This window comes from Gordonia araii NBRC 100433 (assembly GCF_000241265.1).
Lineage (GTDB): Bacteria > Actinomycetota > Actinomycetes > Mycobacteriales > Mycobacteriaceae > Gordonia > Gordonia araii.
Window position 1 is genome coordinate 1 of record NZ_BAEE01000011.1, and the last position, 14,183, is coordinate 14,183.

Below are 14,183 nucleotides of genomic sequence, written 5' to 3' on the forward strand. Positions count from 1 at the left end.
GCCGCCGGGCGGGTCAACAATTGGGATCTGGTGGACTCCTCGGCGCGGCAGATCCTCGGTGAGTGGTGCCTGTCGTCGGGGGATTTCGGTGAGCTGGTGTCGTATGCGCGCGACGAATCGCTGTGGGACAGGCGCGTCGGGATCATCGGCACCCACGCGTACCTGTGGGTCGGCGATCCGTCGGCCACCCTGGCGGTCGCGCCCATCGTCGTCGACGATCGTCGGGACCTGATCCAGAAGGCCTTCGGCTGGATGCTGAGGGAGATGGGCAAGAGGGTGTCACGCGAGTCGCTGACCGACTACCTCGACGCGCACGCACCCGAGTTGGGTCGAACGGCGCTCAGCTATGCGATCGAACACCTCGAGCCAGAGTTGCGCGCGCATTACCGTTCCCTGCGCTGACGCCGCCGTGTCTTTGGTCAATCGTCCAAAGCTCTGTCGGTGTGTCTGAGTTAGGCATACGATACTTGCATGTTCACGGAACCAGCTCCACGATCGACCACGCATTTGGTCGCGGCCCGCGCCGCAGGAATCATCGCAGCCACCGCCGCGTTGGGGCTGGCACTCACCCCCGCGACCGCATCGGCCGCGAACTACAAGAACGGTTCGTTCTCGGGTACCGGGACGTACACGCTGCCGGTCGGGACCAGCGATCTCGGCGTTCAGATGGCGCTGGCGAACAACGTCGTCCGCTCGGCGTCGGTGACCTACTCCGCCCTGCCCATCTCGCGGGAGTTCCAGACGAGGTGGTGGAACGCGTCAAGGGGCAAGATCGTCGGCAAGAACATCGACCAGATCCACGTCGGCAAGACCGCCGGATCGTCGCTGACCCCGAACGGCTTCAACGGCGCGCTCGCGCAGATCAAGAGTCAAGCGCGCCGGTGACCCGGCCGCCGTCGGCCCGCCCGACCGAGCCGGGCGCGGCGTCCGACTGGGTCTTCGACGCGCTCGGCACCCAGTGGGCGATCACCGTGCCCGAGCCGCTGCCCGCGTCGGCAGTCGAAGCGGTGGAAGCCGAACTGGACCGTATCGACGTAACGTGGTCGCGGTTTCGCGACGACTCGTTGGTCGCGCACGCGTCACGCGAAGCCGGCACGTATCCGCTCGCCGCATCCGACCAGCCGCTGATCGACTGGTACCGACGGCTCTACGACGCGACGGGCGGGGCGTTCTCGCCGTTCGTCGGCCAAACCCTCGCCGACGCGGGCTACGGCCCCGGCTACTCCCTGAACCCGGCCGAATCGGTGACGCCGGTGCCAGCGTGGGACGACGTCCTGACTGGATACCGGGGCGCCTTGGAAGTCGTTGCTCCGACGATGATCGACGTCGGCGCGGCGGGCAAGGGTTTCGCCGTCGACCGGGTCGCGCGGATCGTCGCCGAGTACACCGACACGTTCATCGTCGACGGCAGCGGCGACATGGTCGTGTCCGAGCGGACCACGCCGGTTCGCATCGCGCTGGAGCATCCGGCCGACCCGATGCAGGCGATCGGTGTCGTCGAATTGGCAACCGGCGCGATCTGCGCGTCGGCCGTGACCCGGCGGTCGTGGGCCGACTGGCACCACGTCGTCGACCCCCGCACGTCGCGACCGACCGTCGATGTCGTCGCGACCTGGGTGGTCGCCGCGTCGACGATGATCGCCGACGGTCTCGCCACCGCGTTGTTCTTCACTCCGGCTGATGAATTGCACGATCGGCTCGGCATCGACTTCCGCTTCGTCACGATCTTCGCCGACGGTACCGCCGACTACTCACCGTGGCCCGGACTGGAACTGTTCTCGTGAATCGCCTTGTGCCGGCGTGGCTTTCGCCGCACCGGACCGTGCTGCTGGCCCTCGTCGCACTGGCGGTCTACACGTTCGCACTCGCCGCCGTCGACATCGGCGACGAAGGTTTCGGCTACCGGCCGGCCGCACTCGTGCGCTCGTTGGTCGTCGTCATCGTCGTATCGGCCGTCGTCACATACGCCTGCGCCGCGGTCGTGCGGGTACCGCCCAATTCCGACTCGTGGCTCATCACGGCGCTCATCCTGTTCTTCGTCATGCCGGTGGGCGTCGACGCGGGGACGCTGAAAGCGGCGGCCCTCGGAGCGGTCGCCGCGTCGTTGTCGAAGTACGTGCTGGTGTGGCGCCGGCGGCTGATCGTCAACCCGGTCGTCGCGGGCGCGGTGACCTGCTACGTCTTCTCGTACGCCCAGATCGGCGGCATCGCGTACCTCTCGTGGTGGGTGGCCTCGCGGGAATTGCTCATCCCGATGATCGTGATCGGGGTCCTGACCATCACCGCCTTGCGCGAGTGGCCGTTGATCGTCGCCTACCTCGCGGCGGCGTTGTCCACGGCGGCGATCGCCGCGGCGGTGCACCCCACCGGCCACACTCTCGCGCTCATCCTCAACTCGACGCCCCTGCTCTTCTTGGGCGTGTTCATGCTGCCGGAACCGTTGACCTCGCCGGCCACACGTCGGCCGCGGCTGGCGTACGGGGCGCTGGTCGGCACACTGATGTACAGCTCGATCTACGTGAAGGTGACCGAGACGTACGCGTTCGGTTTCGATCCGGAGATCGCACTGCTGGTCGGATGCCTGTTCGCCTTCGCCGTGCGTCTCGCGTCGGGGACCGCGCGGCGCGTGCCACTCGACGTCTCGACGTCGCCGATGGTCGCTTCGACCTATCGGGTGTCGGCCGATGGTCGGGTCGCGTTCCGTCCCGGTCAGTGGGCGACGGTGAGCACGCCGCACTGGCGCTGGCCGCTCTGGGTGCGGTCGCGCCGGGTGTTCTCGTTCGCCTCCGCGCCGAACGCGTCGTCCGACGCCGGCCTCGTCGAGTTCGGTTTCACCGTGAGCCACACGCCGTCGCGGTTCAAGGACGCCCTGATCGGCGGGGCGCGCCGGGCATACGTGGACAACGTCGGTGGTGACTTCGTGCTGGCGCCGCGGGTGCGGCGCAGCAGTAGGGTCGTGTTGATCAGCTCCGGCATCGGAATCACGCCGTTCGCGTCGATGCTGCGTTCGCTGCTCGACGACGGGGAGGATCTCGCCGGGTTGGCGATCGTCCACGTCGTCCGGGCGGCCGATCGCGCCGCGTACGCCGATCTGGTGGAACGCGCGGCTGCGTCGGGGGCCCTGGTCGGGTGCGTGGTGTCGGCGGAACTGGCCGACGGGTTCGACGCGGAGTCGTTGCGCGAGGTTCTGCCGTCCGCGTGGACTAGTGCCGACGCGACGCACTATTTCATCTCCGGCGCCCCGGCTTTCGTTGGGAGCACGGCGCGCTCGGTGCGGCGGGTGGATCCGAGGACCCTGTTGCGTCCTTGGCGGATCCACACCGATTCGTTCACCGGGTATTGAGATCCGCGCCCGTCGTCGCCGAGCGTGCCCAGTTTCCCGCCGATCGTGCCCAGATTTCCGCCGAGTGTGCCCAGTTTCTCGCCGAGTGTGCCCAGATTTCCGCCGAGTGTGCCCAGTTTCTCGCCGAGTGTGCCTTCGGTCGACGCCGTAGGATCGCCGCATGACAACGATTCGCGTGGGCGTTCAGATTCAACCTCAGCAAGCCCCCGACTACCGGTTGATTCGCGACGCGGTGTTGCGCGCCGAAGACATCGGCGTAGACATCGCCTTCAATTGGGATCATTTCTTCCCGCTCTACGGCGATCGGGACGGCGCACATTTCGAGTGCTGGACGATGCTGGGTGCGTGGGCTGAGCAGACGTCCAGAGTCGAGCTTGGCGCCCTGGTCACCTGCAACTCGTACCGAAACCCCGAGCTCCTCGCGGACATGGCGCGCACCGTCGACCACATCAGCGGAGGGCGGCTGATCTTGGGAATCGGCTCGGGCTGGTTCGAGCGCGACTACGACGAATACGGCTACGACTTCGGCACGAAGGGGTCGCGCCTGGACGATCTGGCGGAGGCGATGCCACGGATCGTCGACCGCTGGGGCAAGCTCAATCCGCCTCCGACGCGAAAAGTGCCGGTGCTCATCGGGGGGAGCGGGGAGCGCAAGACGCTGAGGATCGTCGCTGAGTACGGCGACATCTGGCATTCGTTCGCCGACGTCGACGCCTACCGGCGGAAGTCGGAGGTCCTCGCGCGACACTGTGCCGACGTCGGGCGCGACCCGGCTCAGATCGAGCGATCAGTCGCGGTCGGTGGAACCGGGCAATCCGTCGACGATGTCTTGCGTCAAGCCGACGAGATGGTCGATCTCGGGGTCGGCCTGATCACCATCGACACGGGAGGCCCGGACTACGACCTCTCGTACGCCGAGGGCCTTTGCCGCTGGCGCGACGGTCGCAACGGCTAACGAGTGGCCACTCGGCGTGGGTGAGGTGCCCACTCGGCGTGGGTGAGGTGCCCAGTCGGCGGTGGGGGTTACTCGGTGGAGGACGAGTCGGAGTCGCGCCAGACCTTGATCGCCAGCGCGATCATGGGTATCTGCAAGGGGAGCCGGGCGAGGGCCAGGCCCTTCAGCACCGGACCCTTGTCTTGCCAGAGGCGCACCATGTTCACATTGGCCGGGAAGACGGCCGTGAACAGCAGCGCCGCCAGCCCCGCTGCTCGGCGACGCAGACTCGGCACGAGCAGAGCCGCGCCGATACCGACCTCGGCGACGCCGGAGGCATAGGTGTAGTGCCGGGGATCGCCGGGCAGTTCCTTGGGCACGATCGTGTCGAAGGGCTTCGGCGCCACGAAGTGCAGAATGCCGGGAACGATGAGTATCGCGGACAGGATCTTGGCCAGCCGGTCGTTGTTCATGAATCCCGATCATAGGGGTGACTGGGCACGGTCGGCGAGATCGTGGGCACGGTCGGCGGGAATCTGGGCACGGTCGGCGGGAATCTGGGCACGGTCGGCGGGAATCTGGGCACGGTCGGCGGTCAGAACTCGATCTTGAGGCTGTCCGACGTCGGGCGCGCCTGGCAGCCGAGGATGTAGCCGTCGGCGATGTCGTCAGGATCGAGCGCGCCGGCGTTCTCCATCTCGACCGTCCCCTCGGTCAACGTGCATGCGCAGGAACCGCATTCGCCCTCTTGGCACGAGTACGGGGCGTCGAGCCCGGCGGCCAGCATGATGTCGATCAGCGTGCGCGAACGCGGCCACGCGAGGTTGTGCGTCTCGCCGTCGAGTTCGACCTCGACCTGTGCCGCCTCGGCGGCTTCTTCCTCGCTCACCGCTTCGTGCTCGACGTCGACGAACGGGTCGCCGCTCAACGAGTTGTAGACCTCGGTGTGCACGTTGTGGTGGTCGAACTTGGCCTTCGCCAGCGCCTCGTGAACGGCGTCCATGAAGGGGCCGGGTCCGCAGATGTACGCCGAATGCGTGGCGGCCATCGGCTTGAAGAACGTCGCGAGCGCGCGCACGTCGGGCAGCCCCTGCAGCGACTCCAGCCAATGCACGACGGTGAGCCGGCCGGGGTTGGCGTGGTGCAGCTCGCGGAGGTCGTCGGCGAAGATGACGTCGGACTCGCTGCGATTGGCGTAGAAGAACGTGATCGGTCCGGTGCCCGTCTTCAGTGCCGTTTTGAGAATCGACATCACCGGCGTGACGCCGGACCCGGCGGCGATGAGCAGGAGGGGGACGTGGATGTTCGCGGGTGTGAAGACCCCGGACGGCGGCAGCGCCTCGATCTGCGATCCGGCCGCCAGGTTGTCGCAGACCCAGTTGGACCCGTAGCCGTCGGGAGTGCGTTTGACGGTGACTTTCGGCTGCTTGTCGGTGGCCGGTGCCGAGGACAGTGAGTAGCACCGCGCGACCGCGCCGGTTTGATCGCTCGGGATGCGCAGGGTGAGGAATTGGCCCGGCAGGTAGTCGGTGAACTTCTCGCCCATCGACTCGGGGACCTCGAACACGATGCTGCGCGCGTCGGACGTCTCGTCGACGACCTCGGCGACCGTCAGAATGACGCTGCGCGAGCCGTGCGGGGTCAGGTCGGCCATTCGCCCTCCTCTGCCAGATTTAGAACGTGTTCTAATTTAGCGCATCGTGGGGCCGGTTTGCGAGAGCGCGGCGTCGATCCCCACCGCGAGCAACCGACTTCCCTCGACGAGGAGGGTGCGCAGCCTAGCGGCGCTCGGATCCATCGGGCTGGCCAGCCACTGCTCATAGGCGGCGAGTGCAGTGCCCAGGGCGAGCCAGCCGATCAGCTGCGGCTGGTAGTCCTCGGGCCGCCGGCCCAGCCGCGTGGCCGCATAGGCGGCGATCGCCTGGCGCCAATCGGCGTACATCAGCATCGAATGCGCCTGCAGGGCGGGAACCGTGAGCAGCAGGCGCATGCGTCGGCGGTGCCGCGCCGCATGCTCCTCGGGGAGGTCGTTGAACTCGACCAGCGCCTCGGCGAGGGCATCGGCAAGCGGCAGATCGTCGGGAAGTTCGGCGAGCAGCGCGCGCATGTCGTCGAGATGGGCGTCGAAGTCGCCCCAGGCGATGGCATTCTTCGACGGGTAGTAGCGGAACAGGGTCCGGCGGGCGATGCCGGCGGCGTCGGCGATCTCGTCGACGCTCGTCGTGTCGAATCCGCGGCGATCGAAGAGGTCGATGGCGATGTCGCTGATCCGCGTCCGCGTGGTGACCGGCCGCCGGCTCATTCCGTCCTCCTTCGGCCGGTCGCAAGAACTGGGGTGTTGTGTTTATGCACTCGGTGCCATTATATTCGATCGTGATCCACATCACTAGCCCAACAGGAGGTTGGATCATGGCCGATCAGAACAATGTCGATCAGCAAGGTGTCACCGACACGGGACTCGTCAGCGAATCGCTGGTCGAGGAGGTCTCGATCGACGGGATGTGCGGGGTCTACTGATGAGTGCCCCCGTTTCGGCAACCCACCCCGGCGGTCGCGAGGCCGCCGGGGAGGGTGTCCCGGCTTTCGACATCGGCGCCGCGTGGCAGCTCAACCCCAAGGTCGCGGTGCGCCCCGAACCCTTCGGTGCGCTGCTGTACCACTTCGGCACTCGTAAACTTTCATTCCTCAAGAACCGGACTGTCGTCGGAATCGTGCAAACGCTGCACGAGTACCCCGACGCGGACTCAGCCCTCACCGCCGCCGGCATCGACGCCCAGTCGCGCCCGCTCTATGTGCAGGCGCTCACCGCGCTCGCCGATTCCGGCATGATCATCCGCATTCAGGAGCCAGCCCAGTGACCACTCTGGAATTCCCCGCGGACGTCCGCGACCGTGAGAAGCCCCCGGTCGTCGGCCGTCTCGTCGACCAGTTCGAGCGCGGACTCGACGCGCCGATCTGTCTGACCTGGGAGTTGACCTACGCCTGCAACCTCGCCTGCGTGCACTGCCTCTCGTCGTCGGGCAAGCGCGACCCGCGCGAGCTGTCCACCGAGCAATGCAAGGCGATCATCGACGAGCTGCAGCGCATGCAGGTGTTCTACGTCAACATCGGCGGCGGCGAGCCGACCGTGCGCCCGGATTTCTGGGAACTCGTCGACTACGCCACCAGCCACCAGGTCGGCGTGAAGTTCTCGACCAACGGCCTGCGCATCACGCCCGACGTGGCCGCGCGCTTGGCGGCGTCGGATTATGTCGACGTCCAGATCTCGCTCGACGGCGCCACCGCCGAGGTCAACGACGCGGTGCGCGGCCCCGGATCCTTCGACATGGCCGTCCGCGCGTTGGAGAATCTGCGCGACGCGGGCTTCGCCGACGCCAAGATCAGCGTCGTCATGACCCGGCACAACGTCGCACAGCTCGACGAGTTCAAAGCGCTGGCCGACCGGTACAACGCGACGCTGCGCATCACGCGGATGCGCCCGTCGGGCCGCGGTGCCGACGTGTGGGACGACCTGCACCCGCTGCCGCACCAGCAGCGCGAGCTGTACGACTGGCTCGTCGCGCACGGCGACCGTGTGCTCACCGGTGACTCCTTCTTCCACCTCTCGGCGTTCTCGTCAGGCGCCGGCAGCGGCCTGCCCGGCCTGAACCTGTGCGGCGCCGGTCGCGTGGTCTGCCTGATCGACCCGGTCGGCGACGTCTACGCCTGCCCGTTCGCGATTCACGAGAACTTCCTCGCCGGCAATATCGCCACCGACGGCGGGTTCCAGGAGATCTGGCAGCGTTCGGCGCTGTTCACCTCGTTGCGCGAACCGCAGAGCGCCGGTGCGTGCGCGTCGTGCAACCACTTCGACGCGTGCCGAGGCGGGTGCATGGCGGCGAAGTTCTTCACCGGGCTGCCGTTGGACGGGCCGGACCCCGAATGCGTGCAGGGCTACGGCGAGCAACTGCTCGCCGGTGAGCGCACCAAGCCGACCGCGAACAAAGATCACTCGCGCGGCGTGCCGCTCACGCTGATGACCCGGCCACCGGAGCAGCCGCCCGCTCGGGGCTGCGACGAGAACCCGCTTGCGGGATTCCTGCCGACGACGGCGACGGGCTGCTCGTCGTCGTCCTGCAGCACCTGTTGATTCCCCGCCAACCGCACATCCCGAGGAGTACCCGTGTCCAAGTTCGCCGAGCTCATGGAGCGCAACCCGTGGCGCCGCAACCCGTGGTTCGAGACCGTCGGGGAGGCGCAGCGCCGGGCTCAGAAGCGACTGCCCAAGACGGTGTACTCGTCGCTGGTCGCGGGCACGCAGGCCGGCATCACCGTCACCGATAACGTCGAGGCGTTCAACGAGCTGGGTTTCGCCCCGCATGTCGTCGGCGCGACGCCGGAACGCAACCTCACCACGACGGTGATGGGGCAGGAGATCTCCTTCCCGGTGCTGATCTCGCCCACCGGGGTGCAGGCGGTCGACCCCGACGGTGAGGTGGCCGTCGCGCGCGCGGCCGCCAACCGCGGGACCGCGATGGGCCTGTCGAGCTTTGCTTCCAAGCCCGTCGAAGAGGTCACCGCCGTCAACGACAAGATCTTCTTTCAGATCTACTGGCTGGGCAGCCGCGAGGACATCCTCGCCCGCGCCCAGCGCGCCAAGGAAGCCGGCTGCAAGGGCTTGATCGTCACGACCGACTGGGTGTTCAACGTCGGCCGGGACTGGGGCAGCCCGGAGATCCCCGAGAAGGTCGACGTGCGGGCGGTCGCCAAGCTGGCGCCGGAAATTATCACCAAGCCGCGCTACGCGATGAGCTGGTTCCGCGACGGCAAGCTGATCATCCCGGACCTGTCGGCGCCGAACATCGCCCACAAGGGCGAAGACGGACCGACGTTCTTCGACGTCTACGGCACCTGGATGAACACGCCGCCGCCCACCTGGGAAGACCTGCAGTGGCTGCGCGAGCAGTGGGACGGGCCGTTCATGGTCAAGGGGATCACGCGGCTCGACGACGCGAAGCGCGCCGTCGACATCGGCGCGTCCGCGATCTCGGTGTCGAACCACGGCGGCAACAACCTCGACGGCACGCCCGCGACGATCCGCGTGCTGGGCCCGATCGCCGACGCGGTCGGGAACGACGTCGAGGTCCTGCTCGACGGCGGCATCCGTCGCGGCAGCGATGTCGTCAAGGCGCTGGCCCTCGGGGCGAAGGCCGTCATGATCGGCCGCGCGTACCTGTGGGGTCTCGCCGCGAACGGGCAGGCCGGCGTCGAGAACGTCCTCGACCTGCTGCGGATGGGCATCGACTCGTCACTCATGGGACTCGGCAAGGACGACGTCGCGAAGCTCTCGCGCGACGACCTGATCATCCCGGACGGCTTCGAGCGAGAGTTCGGGAACTGATCATGCGCTATCGGGATCTGCCCACCGTCGAAGTCGAGGCGAAGATCGCTGCGCCGCCGGAGCAGGTGTGGCCGGTGGTCACCGACATCACGCTGCCCGTCGAACCGGCCGGCGAGTTGTACGACGCACAGTGGATCGGAGGGGCCGTCGCTCCGGCCGTCGACGCACAGTTCGTCGGCCGCAACCGCAGTGATTTCGTCGGCGAGTGGGAGACGGTGTGCACGGTGATCGACCTCGAGCCCGGTCGGCGCTGGGTGTGGAGCGTCGGTGCGGCCGACATGGAGCCGTGGGCGCAGTGGGGGTTCGAGGTGGACCCGTCCCGGGACGGGTCGGTCGTGCGTCAGTTCGCCCGGATTGGGCTAGGTTGGTCGCCGCTCAAAGGTGCGATAGACGCCTCGCCGGAGAAGGAAGGCCGGATCATCGCGGGACGGATGGCGGTTCTGCGCGAGGCGATGACGGCCAATCTGGAGGAAGTGCGCCGGCGCTGCGAGGCCGGCTGAACCGGCATGACGACGCAGACTGTGCGGCCGCTGCGCGCCGACGACGAGCTTCGGTTGCGCGCGGAGCCGTTCACCTACGAGCAGGTGGGGCAGACGGCCGTCGGTCCGGTTGCCGGGTACCGCTGGTTCGAGAAGTCGGCCGTGCTGCGGCGCCGCGATTTCGAGCAGGCGGCCGCCGACGTGATGCGCTGGCAGATCCAGGCCCGGTCGGGTCTGCGTGTCTGGACTTCCGACTCGCCGCTGCGGGCGGGCACGGTGATGTTCATGCGTCTCGGGCCCGGTCCGCTGTCGCTGCGCATTCCCTGCCGCGTCGTCTACGTCATCGATGAGCCCGATCTCCGGGGATTCGGCTACGGCACGCTGCCCGGGCACCCGGAGACCGGAGAAGAGCGGTTCGAGCTCCGTCGGCTTCCCGGCGGCGAGTTGTCGGTGACCATATCGGCCTTCTCCCGCCCCGACACGATGATCGCCAAGGCCGGCGGGCCGGTGTCGCGGCGGGTACAGGACTACATGACGGACCGGTACCTGCGGGCGCTCGACCGATAGCGCTGTCGCCTGCCGCGATCAACACCCGACGACGTTCACCCCGCGGTTTCGTGCGACCTCGCCGAGACGTCGATCGAAGGTGGCGAGGGAGGAGGCTTCCCGCTCTGCGGCGACCAAGACGCAGCAGTCGGGCATCTTCAGTCCGGTGGCAGCGCGAATCCGCGCGAGTTCGACCGGCTCGCCCGGTGCGTGTGACACCTGCTCGATCCCGAGCTTCTCGATGACCTCGAGGGTCTGTGATTCCGTCCCCGACCGTGCGGGATGGACCAAAACCTCGGCTAGCGACAACGGGTGTATGGCCAGTCGCTCCTCGGTGTCGAGGATCTCGAGTGCTGCCTCCGCGTGAGGGTCTTCGACGCCGAGATGGGCGATCAGGATCGCCGCGTCGAGGACGATCATTCGGGCCAGTCCTCGCGGAGTTCCTCCAGGTATCGATGCGGGTAGGGGACGGTGCCCTGGGTCTGCCGCAACAGGCGTCGCCGAGCAGACCGCCGGGCCTCGCCCGACGCCTCGAGCGCTTCGGCGCCGCGGGCCATCAAGCGGACGATCAGCTCCGCGCGCGGAACACCGGGCCACTCGCGCTCGGCGACGGCCAGGGACTCCGCGACAGTCGGCGTCTGAGTGACCTGGATGCGTTTGAGGGCGGTGGGCATAACCTGAGTGTACCACTGCTGAATAAGGTGGTACACCGGTCTGTTGCTTGCCTGCCGCAAACTAGAACGTGTTACAGTTCCCGCATGGGACAGTTCGACGGCCAGGTCGTCTACATCACCGGTATCGCCCGAGGTCAAGGGCGCAATCATGCGGTTCGATTCGCCGCGGAGGGCGCGTCGATCATCGGCTTGGATATCGCGACGAAGGTCGCCGACCACCAGACCTATCCGACGGCGACCGAGGCCGATCTCGCCGAGACGGTCCGGCTCGTGGAGGAGGCCGGCGGCAAGATCCTCGCGCGCCAGGGCGACACCCGTGATCTCGCCGTTCAGCAGCAGCTCGTCGCCGAGGGCATCGAGACGTTCGGGCGTATCGACCACGTCGTCGCCAACGCGGGCATCCTCACCTGGGGCCTGACGTGGGAGCTGACCGAGGAGCAGTTCACCGACGTGGTCGACGTGAACCTCGTGGGCACGTGGAAGACGCTCAAAGCCGTCGTCCCGCCGATGATCGAAGCCCGCAACGGCGGGTCGATCACCATCATCTCGTCCACCGCGGGACTCAAGGCGATGCCGGCGCAGTCGTCGTACTCGGCGTCGAAGTTCGGGCTGCGCGGCCTCGCCCAGTCGGCGGCGAAAGAACTCGGCAGCAAGCGCATTCGGGTCAACACCGTGCATCCCTACGCGGTGAACACCCCGATGGGCGTGGAGGACTCGGAGGCGTTCAAGGCCTTCGAGACCTTCGGCGAGCACTTCCCGTCGATGATGAACCACTACCCGGTGGCTACTCTCGACGACCTTTCCGACGCGGTGCTCTACCTCGCGAGCGCCAAGGCGGTCACCGGCGCGGAGTTCCAGATCGATATGGGCAGCTCAAAGGTATAGCCGATCCAAAAGGCGGCAACCCCAAGGCGTCGCCCCGACCCCCGCGCCGGCGACACGCTATCCCTCCCGGATCGTCATCGACGCGATCTTGTCGCCGTCGACGACGAAGGTGAACCTGCTCAGCCCGTTCGCCCAGCTGCTGCGCCAGTCCGCGACCACGGTCGTGGAGTCGCCGGTCGTGGTCGCCTCGGCGACCGTCATGGTGCCCTTGGCTCCGATGAACTCTTTGTCGCTCCAGCCCTTGATGGCGTCGCGGCCGGTGAAGATCCGGCCCCAGTCGTCGACGAATCCCTCCTCGGTGAAGGCGTCGAGGAAGGCCTGCTCGTCGTGCCGGTTGACCGCCTCGATAAACAAGGTCACGGGTTCGGGCGTCGTCGTGCTCATGGGTAATCCCTTCGGTTGTTCGTCCGTCAGCGAGTGGTGTAGCCGCCGTTGGCGAAAATCGTCTGACCGGTGATCCACCAGCCGTCCGTGGCCAGGAAGGTCACGATCGGCGCGATGTCCTCGATCTGCGTCAACTGTCCTCCCATTCCCTGCGACTTGTGGAACTCCACTCGTTCCGGTGTCTCCTGACCGTAGAAGAACGGCGTGTCCATCGGTCCGGGGGCGATGGCCGTCACCGAGATGCCGCGCGGCGCGAACTCCTTCGCCGCGGCTCGGGTGAAGTGCTCCACGGGGCTCTTTCCGCCGGCATAGGTGGAGTAGCCGTCGGTGAAGGCCCCGAGCAGCGACGTGACGATCGTGACGATCTTGCCGTCGTCAGCCAGGTTGCGGCCGGCCTCCTTGATGAAGAAGTACGCGGCTTTGCTGTTGATGTCGAACATCGAGTCGTACTCCTCCTCGGTGGTCTCGACGATCGGCTTCCGCAGCACCTTGCCGACGGTGTTCACGGCGACGTCGACCGATCCCAGTGCCGACGACGCGTCGGCGAACAGCCGCTCGACGTTCTCCGGGACGGTCAGGTCGCCGGCCAGGATGACGGCCTTGCCTCCTTGTGACCGGACGCGTTCGGCGGTCTCCTCTGCCTGGGCGGCCGATTCGGGCGAGTTGTAGTGCAACGCCACATTGGCCCCCTGCGCCGCGGCGAGCTGGCTGACCAGGCCGCCGAGGTTCTTCGCGCCTCCGGCGATCAAGACGTTCTTTCCATTGAGTGAGCGAGTGCTCATCGCTGTTCCCTCCTATGTAACGGTGATATGTATACCTATAGCGGCGATACAGGTTTACTATAACGGAACTATGGAGAAACCGACAAGCGATACACGGACGCGCCTGCTCGACGCGGCGGCCGAGCTCATCGCCGCAGCCCCCGGGGAGGAGTTCTCGCTGCGCGACGTGTGCGATCGCGCCGGCGTCAAGATGCCGACGCTCTATCACTTCTTCGGCAACAAGCAGGGCCTGACGGAAGCCGTCGTGGAGCGCGGTTTCGAGCAGTACGCCGCGACGAAAGCGCAGCGAGAATCCAGCGGCGATCCGATCCAGGACATCCGGGACGGTTGGGACGCGCACGTGGAGTTCGGCTTGGCCAACCCGGGCGTCTACGCGCTGATGTACGGCACCGTCCGTCCGGGCGATCCCGCGCCGGCCCAGGCGAAGCCCACCGCGATGCTGCGGGAATTGGTCCGCCGGGCCGCCGAGCAGAACCGGCTGGTCGTGCCGGAGGAGCAGGCGGTCGGGCACATCCTGGCCGCCAACATCGGCGTGACGCTGCGCCAGATCATCCTGGCCCAGGCGGACCCGGAGCTGTCAGCGGCCATGCGCGACGGCGTCATCGCGGCGATTACCGGGACACCCGACGTCGGTACGTCGGTGCCGCGCGAGGCGCTGCTCGTCACCCTAGATCACGCGGTGCGCAACCCGGCGATTCTCGGGTCTGCCGAGACGGCGCTGCTGGCCGATTGGCTGCAGCGCCTGGTCGATTCGCAGACCTGAGGGAGGCGGCGCT

General features: G+C 67.3%; 20 protein-coding genes. 13 read left to right on the forward strand and 7 right to left on the reverse strand.

Features of this window, described 5'->3' with window-relative positions; translation table 11 throughout:
* The 5 genes from GOARA_RS01280 to GOARA_RS01300 form a co-directional block, all read left to right on the forward strand.
* Positions 1-402: DNA alkylation repair protein (locus tag GOARA_RS01280; RefSeq protein ID WP_007320465.1), on the forward strand; the 402-nt coding region annotated here is incomplete at its 5' end.
* A gap of 69 nt (positions 403-471) precedes the next feature.
* Positions 472-885: a hypothetical protein gene (locus tag GOARA_RS01285; protein ID WP_007320466.1), complete on the forward strand. Its 414-nt coding sequence runs from the start codon at positions 472-474 to the stop codon at positions 883-885.
* Positions 882-1,784, forward strand: a complete 903-nt coding sequence (locus GOARA_RS01290) for an FAD:protein FMN transferase (RefSeq protein ID WP_007320467.1) — start codon at positions 882-884, stop codon at positions 1,782-1,784. The genes GOARA_RS01285 and GOARA_RS01290 overlap by 4 nt, the downstream gene beginning before the upstream one ends.
* On the forward strand, positions 1,781-3,343 hold the full coding sequence (locus GOARA_RS01295) for an FAD-dependent oxidoreductase (protein ID WP_007320468.1): 1,563 nt from the start codon (positions 1,781-1,783) through the stop codon (positions 3,341-3,343). Before GOARA_RS01290 ends, GOARA_RS01295 begins: the two co-directional genes overlap by 4 nt.
* 160 nt (positions 3,344-3,503) lie before the next feature.
* Complete coding sequence (locus tag GOARA_RS01300; RefSeq protein ID WP_007320469.1) at positions 3,504-4,298, forward strand: LLM class F420-dependent oxidoreductase; 795 nt, start codon at positions 3,504-3,506, stop codon at positions 4,296-4,298.
* Positions 4,299-4,366: 68 nt separating this feature from the next.
* On the opposite strand, the gene GOARA_RS01305 is transcribed toward GOARA_RS01300, so the two are convergent.
* The 3 genes from GOARA_RS01305 to mftR all read right to left on the reverse strand — a co-directional run bounded on the left by GOARA_RS01305 (position 4,367) and on the right by mftR (position 6,579).
* On the reverse strand, positions 4,367-4,750 hold the full coding sequence (locus GOARA_RS01305; RefSeq protein WP_007320470.1) for a DoxX family protein: 384 nt from the start codon (positions 4,748-4,750) through the stop codon (positions 4,367-4,369).
* Positions 4,751-4,872: 122 nt separating this feature from the next.
* Positions 4,873-5,931, reverse strand: a complete 1,059-nt coding sequence (locus GOARA_RS01310) for a ferredoxin--NADP reductase (RefSeq protein WP_007320471.1) — start codon at positions 5,929-5,931, stop codon at positions 4,873-4,875.
* 36 nt (positions 5,932-5,967) lie between these two features.
* The gene (gene mftR / locus GOARA_RS01315; protein ID WP_007320472.1) at positions 5,968-6,579 is read right to left on the reverse strand and encodes a mycofactocin system transcriptional regulator MftR; all 612 of its coding nucleotides are present in this window, start codon (positions 6,577-6,579) and stop codon (positions 5,968-5,970) included.
* Positions 6,580-6,686: 107 nt separating this feature from the next.
* On the opposite strand from mftR, the gene mftA reads away from it, so the two are divergent.
* From mftA to GOARA_RS01340, 6 genes are read left to right on the forward strand one after another with little or no spacing between them, the layout of a single operon-like run.
* Complete coding sequence (mftA, locus tag GOARA_RS19615) at positions 6,687-6,794, forward strand: mycofactocin precursor MftA (RefSeq protein WP_138947481.1); 108 nt, start codon at positions 6,687-6,689, stop codon at positions 6,792-6,794.
* Positions 6,794-7,135 (forward strand): mycofactocin biosynthesis chaperone MftB, encoded by a 342-nt coding sequence (mftB, locus tag GOARA_RS01320; RefSeq protein WP_007320473.1) that lies wholly within the window; start codon positions 6,794-6,796, stop codon positions 7,133-7,135. The genes mftA and mftB overlap by 1 nt, the downstream gene beginning before the upstream one ends.
* Positions 7,132-8,406: a mycofactocin radical SAM maturase gene (gene mftC / locus GOARA_RS01325; protein WP_007320474.1), complete on the forward strand. Its 1,275-nt coding sequence runs from the start codon at positions 7,132-7,134 to the stop codon at positions 8,404-8,406. The genes mftB and mftC overlap by 4 nt, the downstream gene beginning before the upstream one ends.
* 54 nt (positions 8,407-8,460) lie before the next feature.
* The gene (mftD, locus tag GOARA_RS01330) at positions 8,461-9,657 is read left to right on the forward strand and encodes a pre-mycofactocin synthase MftD (RefSeq protein WP_170265687.1); all 1,197 of its coding nucleotides are present in this window, start codon (positions 8,461-8,463) and stop codon (positions 9,655-9,657) included.
* Positions 9,658-9,659: 2 nt separating this feature from the next.
* On the forward strand, positions 9,660-10,157 hold the full coding sequence (locus GOARA_RS01335) for an SRPBCC family protein (RefSeq protein WP_007320476.1): 498 nt from the start codon (positions 9,660-9,662) through the stop codon (positions 10,155-10,157).
* 6 nt (positions 10,158-10,163) lie between these two features.
* Positions 10,164-10,703 (forward strand): DUF1990 domain-containing protein, encoded by a 540-nt coding sequence (locus GOARA_RS01340; RefSeq protein WP_007320477.1) that lies wholly within the window; start codon positions 10,164-10,166, stop codon positions 10,701-10,703.
* An 18-nt stretch (positions 10,704-10,721) separates the two neighbouring features.
* Here the strand turns inward: GOARA_RS01340 and GOARA_RS01345 are convergent, their stop codons facing one another.
* Both GOARA_RS01345 and GOARA_RS01350 read right to left on the reverse strand, forming a co-directional pair.
* Positions 10,722-11,102: a type II toxin-antitoxin system VapC family toxin gene (locus tag GOARA_RS01345; protein WP_007320478.1), complete on the reverse strand. Its 381-nt coding sequence runs from the start codon at positions 11,100-11,102 to the stop codon at positions 10,722-10,724.
* Positions 11,099-11,356 carry a hypothetical protein gene (locus GOARA_RS01350; protein WP_040521389.1) on the reverse strand — a complete coding sequence of 86 codons (258 nt, stop codon included), beginning with the start codon at positions 11,354-11,356 and terminating at the stop codon, positions 11,099-11,101. The genes GOARA_RS01345 and GOARA_RS01350 overlap by 4 nt, the downstream gene beginning before the upstream one ends.
* An 84-nt stretch (positions 11,357-11,440) precedes the next feature.
* Between GOARA_RS01350 and GOARA_RS01355 the strand changes: the two genes are divergently transcribed.
* Positions 11,441-12,241 carry a mycofactocin-coupled SDR family oxidoreductase gene (locus tag GOARA_RS01355; RefSeq protein WP_007320480.1) on the forward strand — a complete coding sequence of 267 codons (801 nt, stop codon included), beginning with the start codon at positions 11,441-11,443 and terminating at the stop codon, positions 12,239-12,241.
* A gap of 57 nt (positions 12,242-12,298) precedes the next feature.
* On the opposite strand, the gene GOARA_RS01360 is transcribed toward GOARA_RS01355, so the two are convergent.
* Entirely contained in the window at positions 12,299-12,625 is a 327-nt protein-coding gene (locus GOARA_RS01360) for a Cif family virulence factor (protein WP_007320481.1), read from the reverse strand.
* A gap of 26 nt (positions 12,626-12,651) precedes the next feature.
* Positions 12,652-13,407, reverse strand: a complete 756-nt coding sequence (locus GOARA_RS01365) for an SDR family oxidoreductase (RefSeq protein ID WP_007320482.1) — start codon at positions 13,405-13,407, stop codon at positions 12,652-12,654.
* Positions 13,408-13,477: 70 nt separating this feature from the next.
* On the opposite strand from GOARA_RS01365, the gene GOARA_RS01370 reads away from it, so the two are divergent.
* Positions 13,478-14,170 carry a TetR/AcrR family transcriptional regulator gene (locus GOARA_RS01370; protein ID WP_007320483.1) on the forward strand — a complete coding sequence of 231 codons (693 nt, stop codon included), beginning with the start codon at positions 13,478-13,480 and terminating at the stop codon, positions 14,168-14,170.
* Positions 14,171-14,183: the final 13 nt, after the last annotated feature.

Excerpts from the sequence above, each read along its gene's own strand:
- GOARA_RS01285 (WP_007320466.1), top strand. The coding sequence starts at position 472 with ATGTTCACGGAACCAGCTCCACGATCGACCACGCATTTGGTCGCGGCC.
- GOARA_RS01300 (WP_007320469.1), top strand. The coding sequence starts at position 3,504 with ATGACAACGATTCGCGTGGGCGTTCAGATTCAACCTCAGCAAGCCCCC.
- GOARA_RS01305 (WP_007320470.1), bottom strand. The coding sequence starts at position 4,750 with ATGAACAACGACCGGCTGGCCAAGATCCTGTCCGCGATACTCATCGTT.
- GOARA_RS01310 (WP_007320471.1), bottom strand. The coding sequence starts at position 5,931 with ATGGCCGACCTGACCCCGCACGGCTCGCGCAGCGTCATTCTGACGGTC.
- mftR (WP_007320472.1), bottom strand. The coding sequence starts at position 6,579 with ATGAGCCGGCGGCCGGTCACCACGCGGACGCGGATCAGCGACATCGCC.
- mftA (WP_138947481.1), top strand. The coding sequence starts at position 6,687 with ATGGCCGATCAGAACAATGTCGATCAGCAAGGTGTCACCGACACGGGA.
- mftB (WP_007320473.1), top strand. The coding sequence starts at position 6,794 with ATGAGTGCCCCCGTTTCGGCAACCCACCCCGGCGGTCGCGAGGCCGCC.
- mftD (WP_170265687.1), top strand. The coding sequence starts at position 8,461 with ATGGAGCGCAACCCGTGGCGCCGCAACCCGTGGTTCGAGACCGTCGGG.
- GOARA_RS01335 (WP_007320476.1), top strand. The coding sequence starts at position 9,660 with ATGCGCTATCGGGATCTGCCCACCGTCGAAGTCGAGGCGAAGATCGCT.
- GOARA_RS01340 (WP_007320477.1), top strand. The coding sequence starts at position 10,164 with ATGACGACGCAGACTGTGCGGCCGCTGCGCGCCGACGACGAGCTTCGG.
- GOARA_RS01345 (WP_007320478.1), bottom strand. The coding sequence starts at position 11,102 with ATGATCGTCCTCGACGCGGCGATCCTGATCGCCCATCTCGGCGTCGAA.
- GOARA_RS01350 (WP_040521389.1), bottom strand. The coding sequence starts at position 11,356 with ATGCCCACCGCCCTCAAACGCATCCAGGTCACTCAGACGCCGACTGTC.
- GOARA_RS01355 (WP_007320480.1), top strand. The coding sequence starts at position 11,441 with ATGGGACAGTTCGACGGCCAGGTCGTCTACATCACCGGTATCGCCCGA.
- GOARA_RS01360 (WP_007320481.1), bottom strand. The coding sequence starts at position 12,625 with ATGAGCACGACGACGCCCGAACCCGTGACCTTGTTTATCGAGGCGGTC.
- GOARA_RS01365 (WP_007320482.1), bottom strand. The coding sequence starts at position 13,407 with ATGAGCACTCGCTCACTCAATGGAAAGAACGTCTTGATCGCCGGAGGC.
- GOARA_RS01370 (WP_007320483.1), top strand. The coding sequence starts at position 13,478 with ATGGAGAAACCGACAAGCGATACACGGACGCGCCTGCTCGACGCGGCG.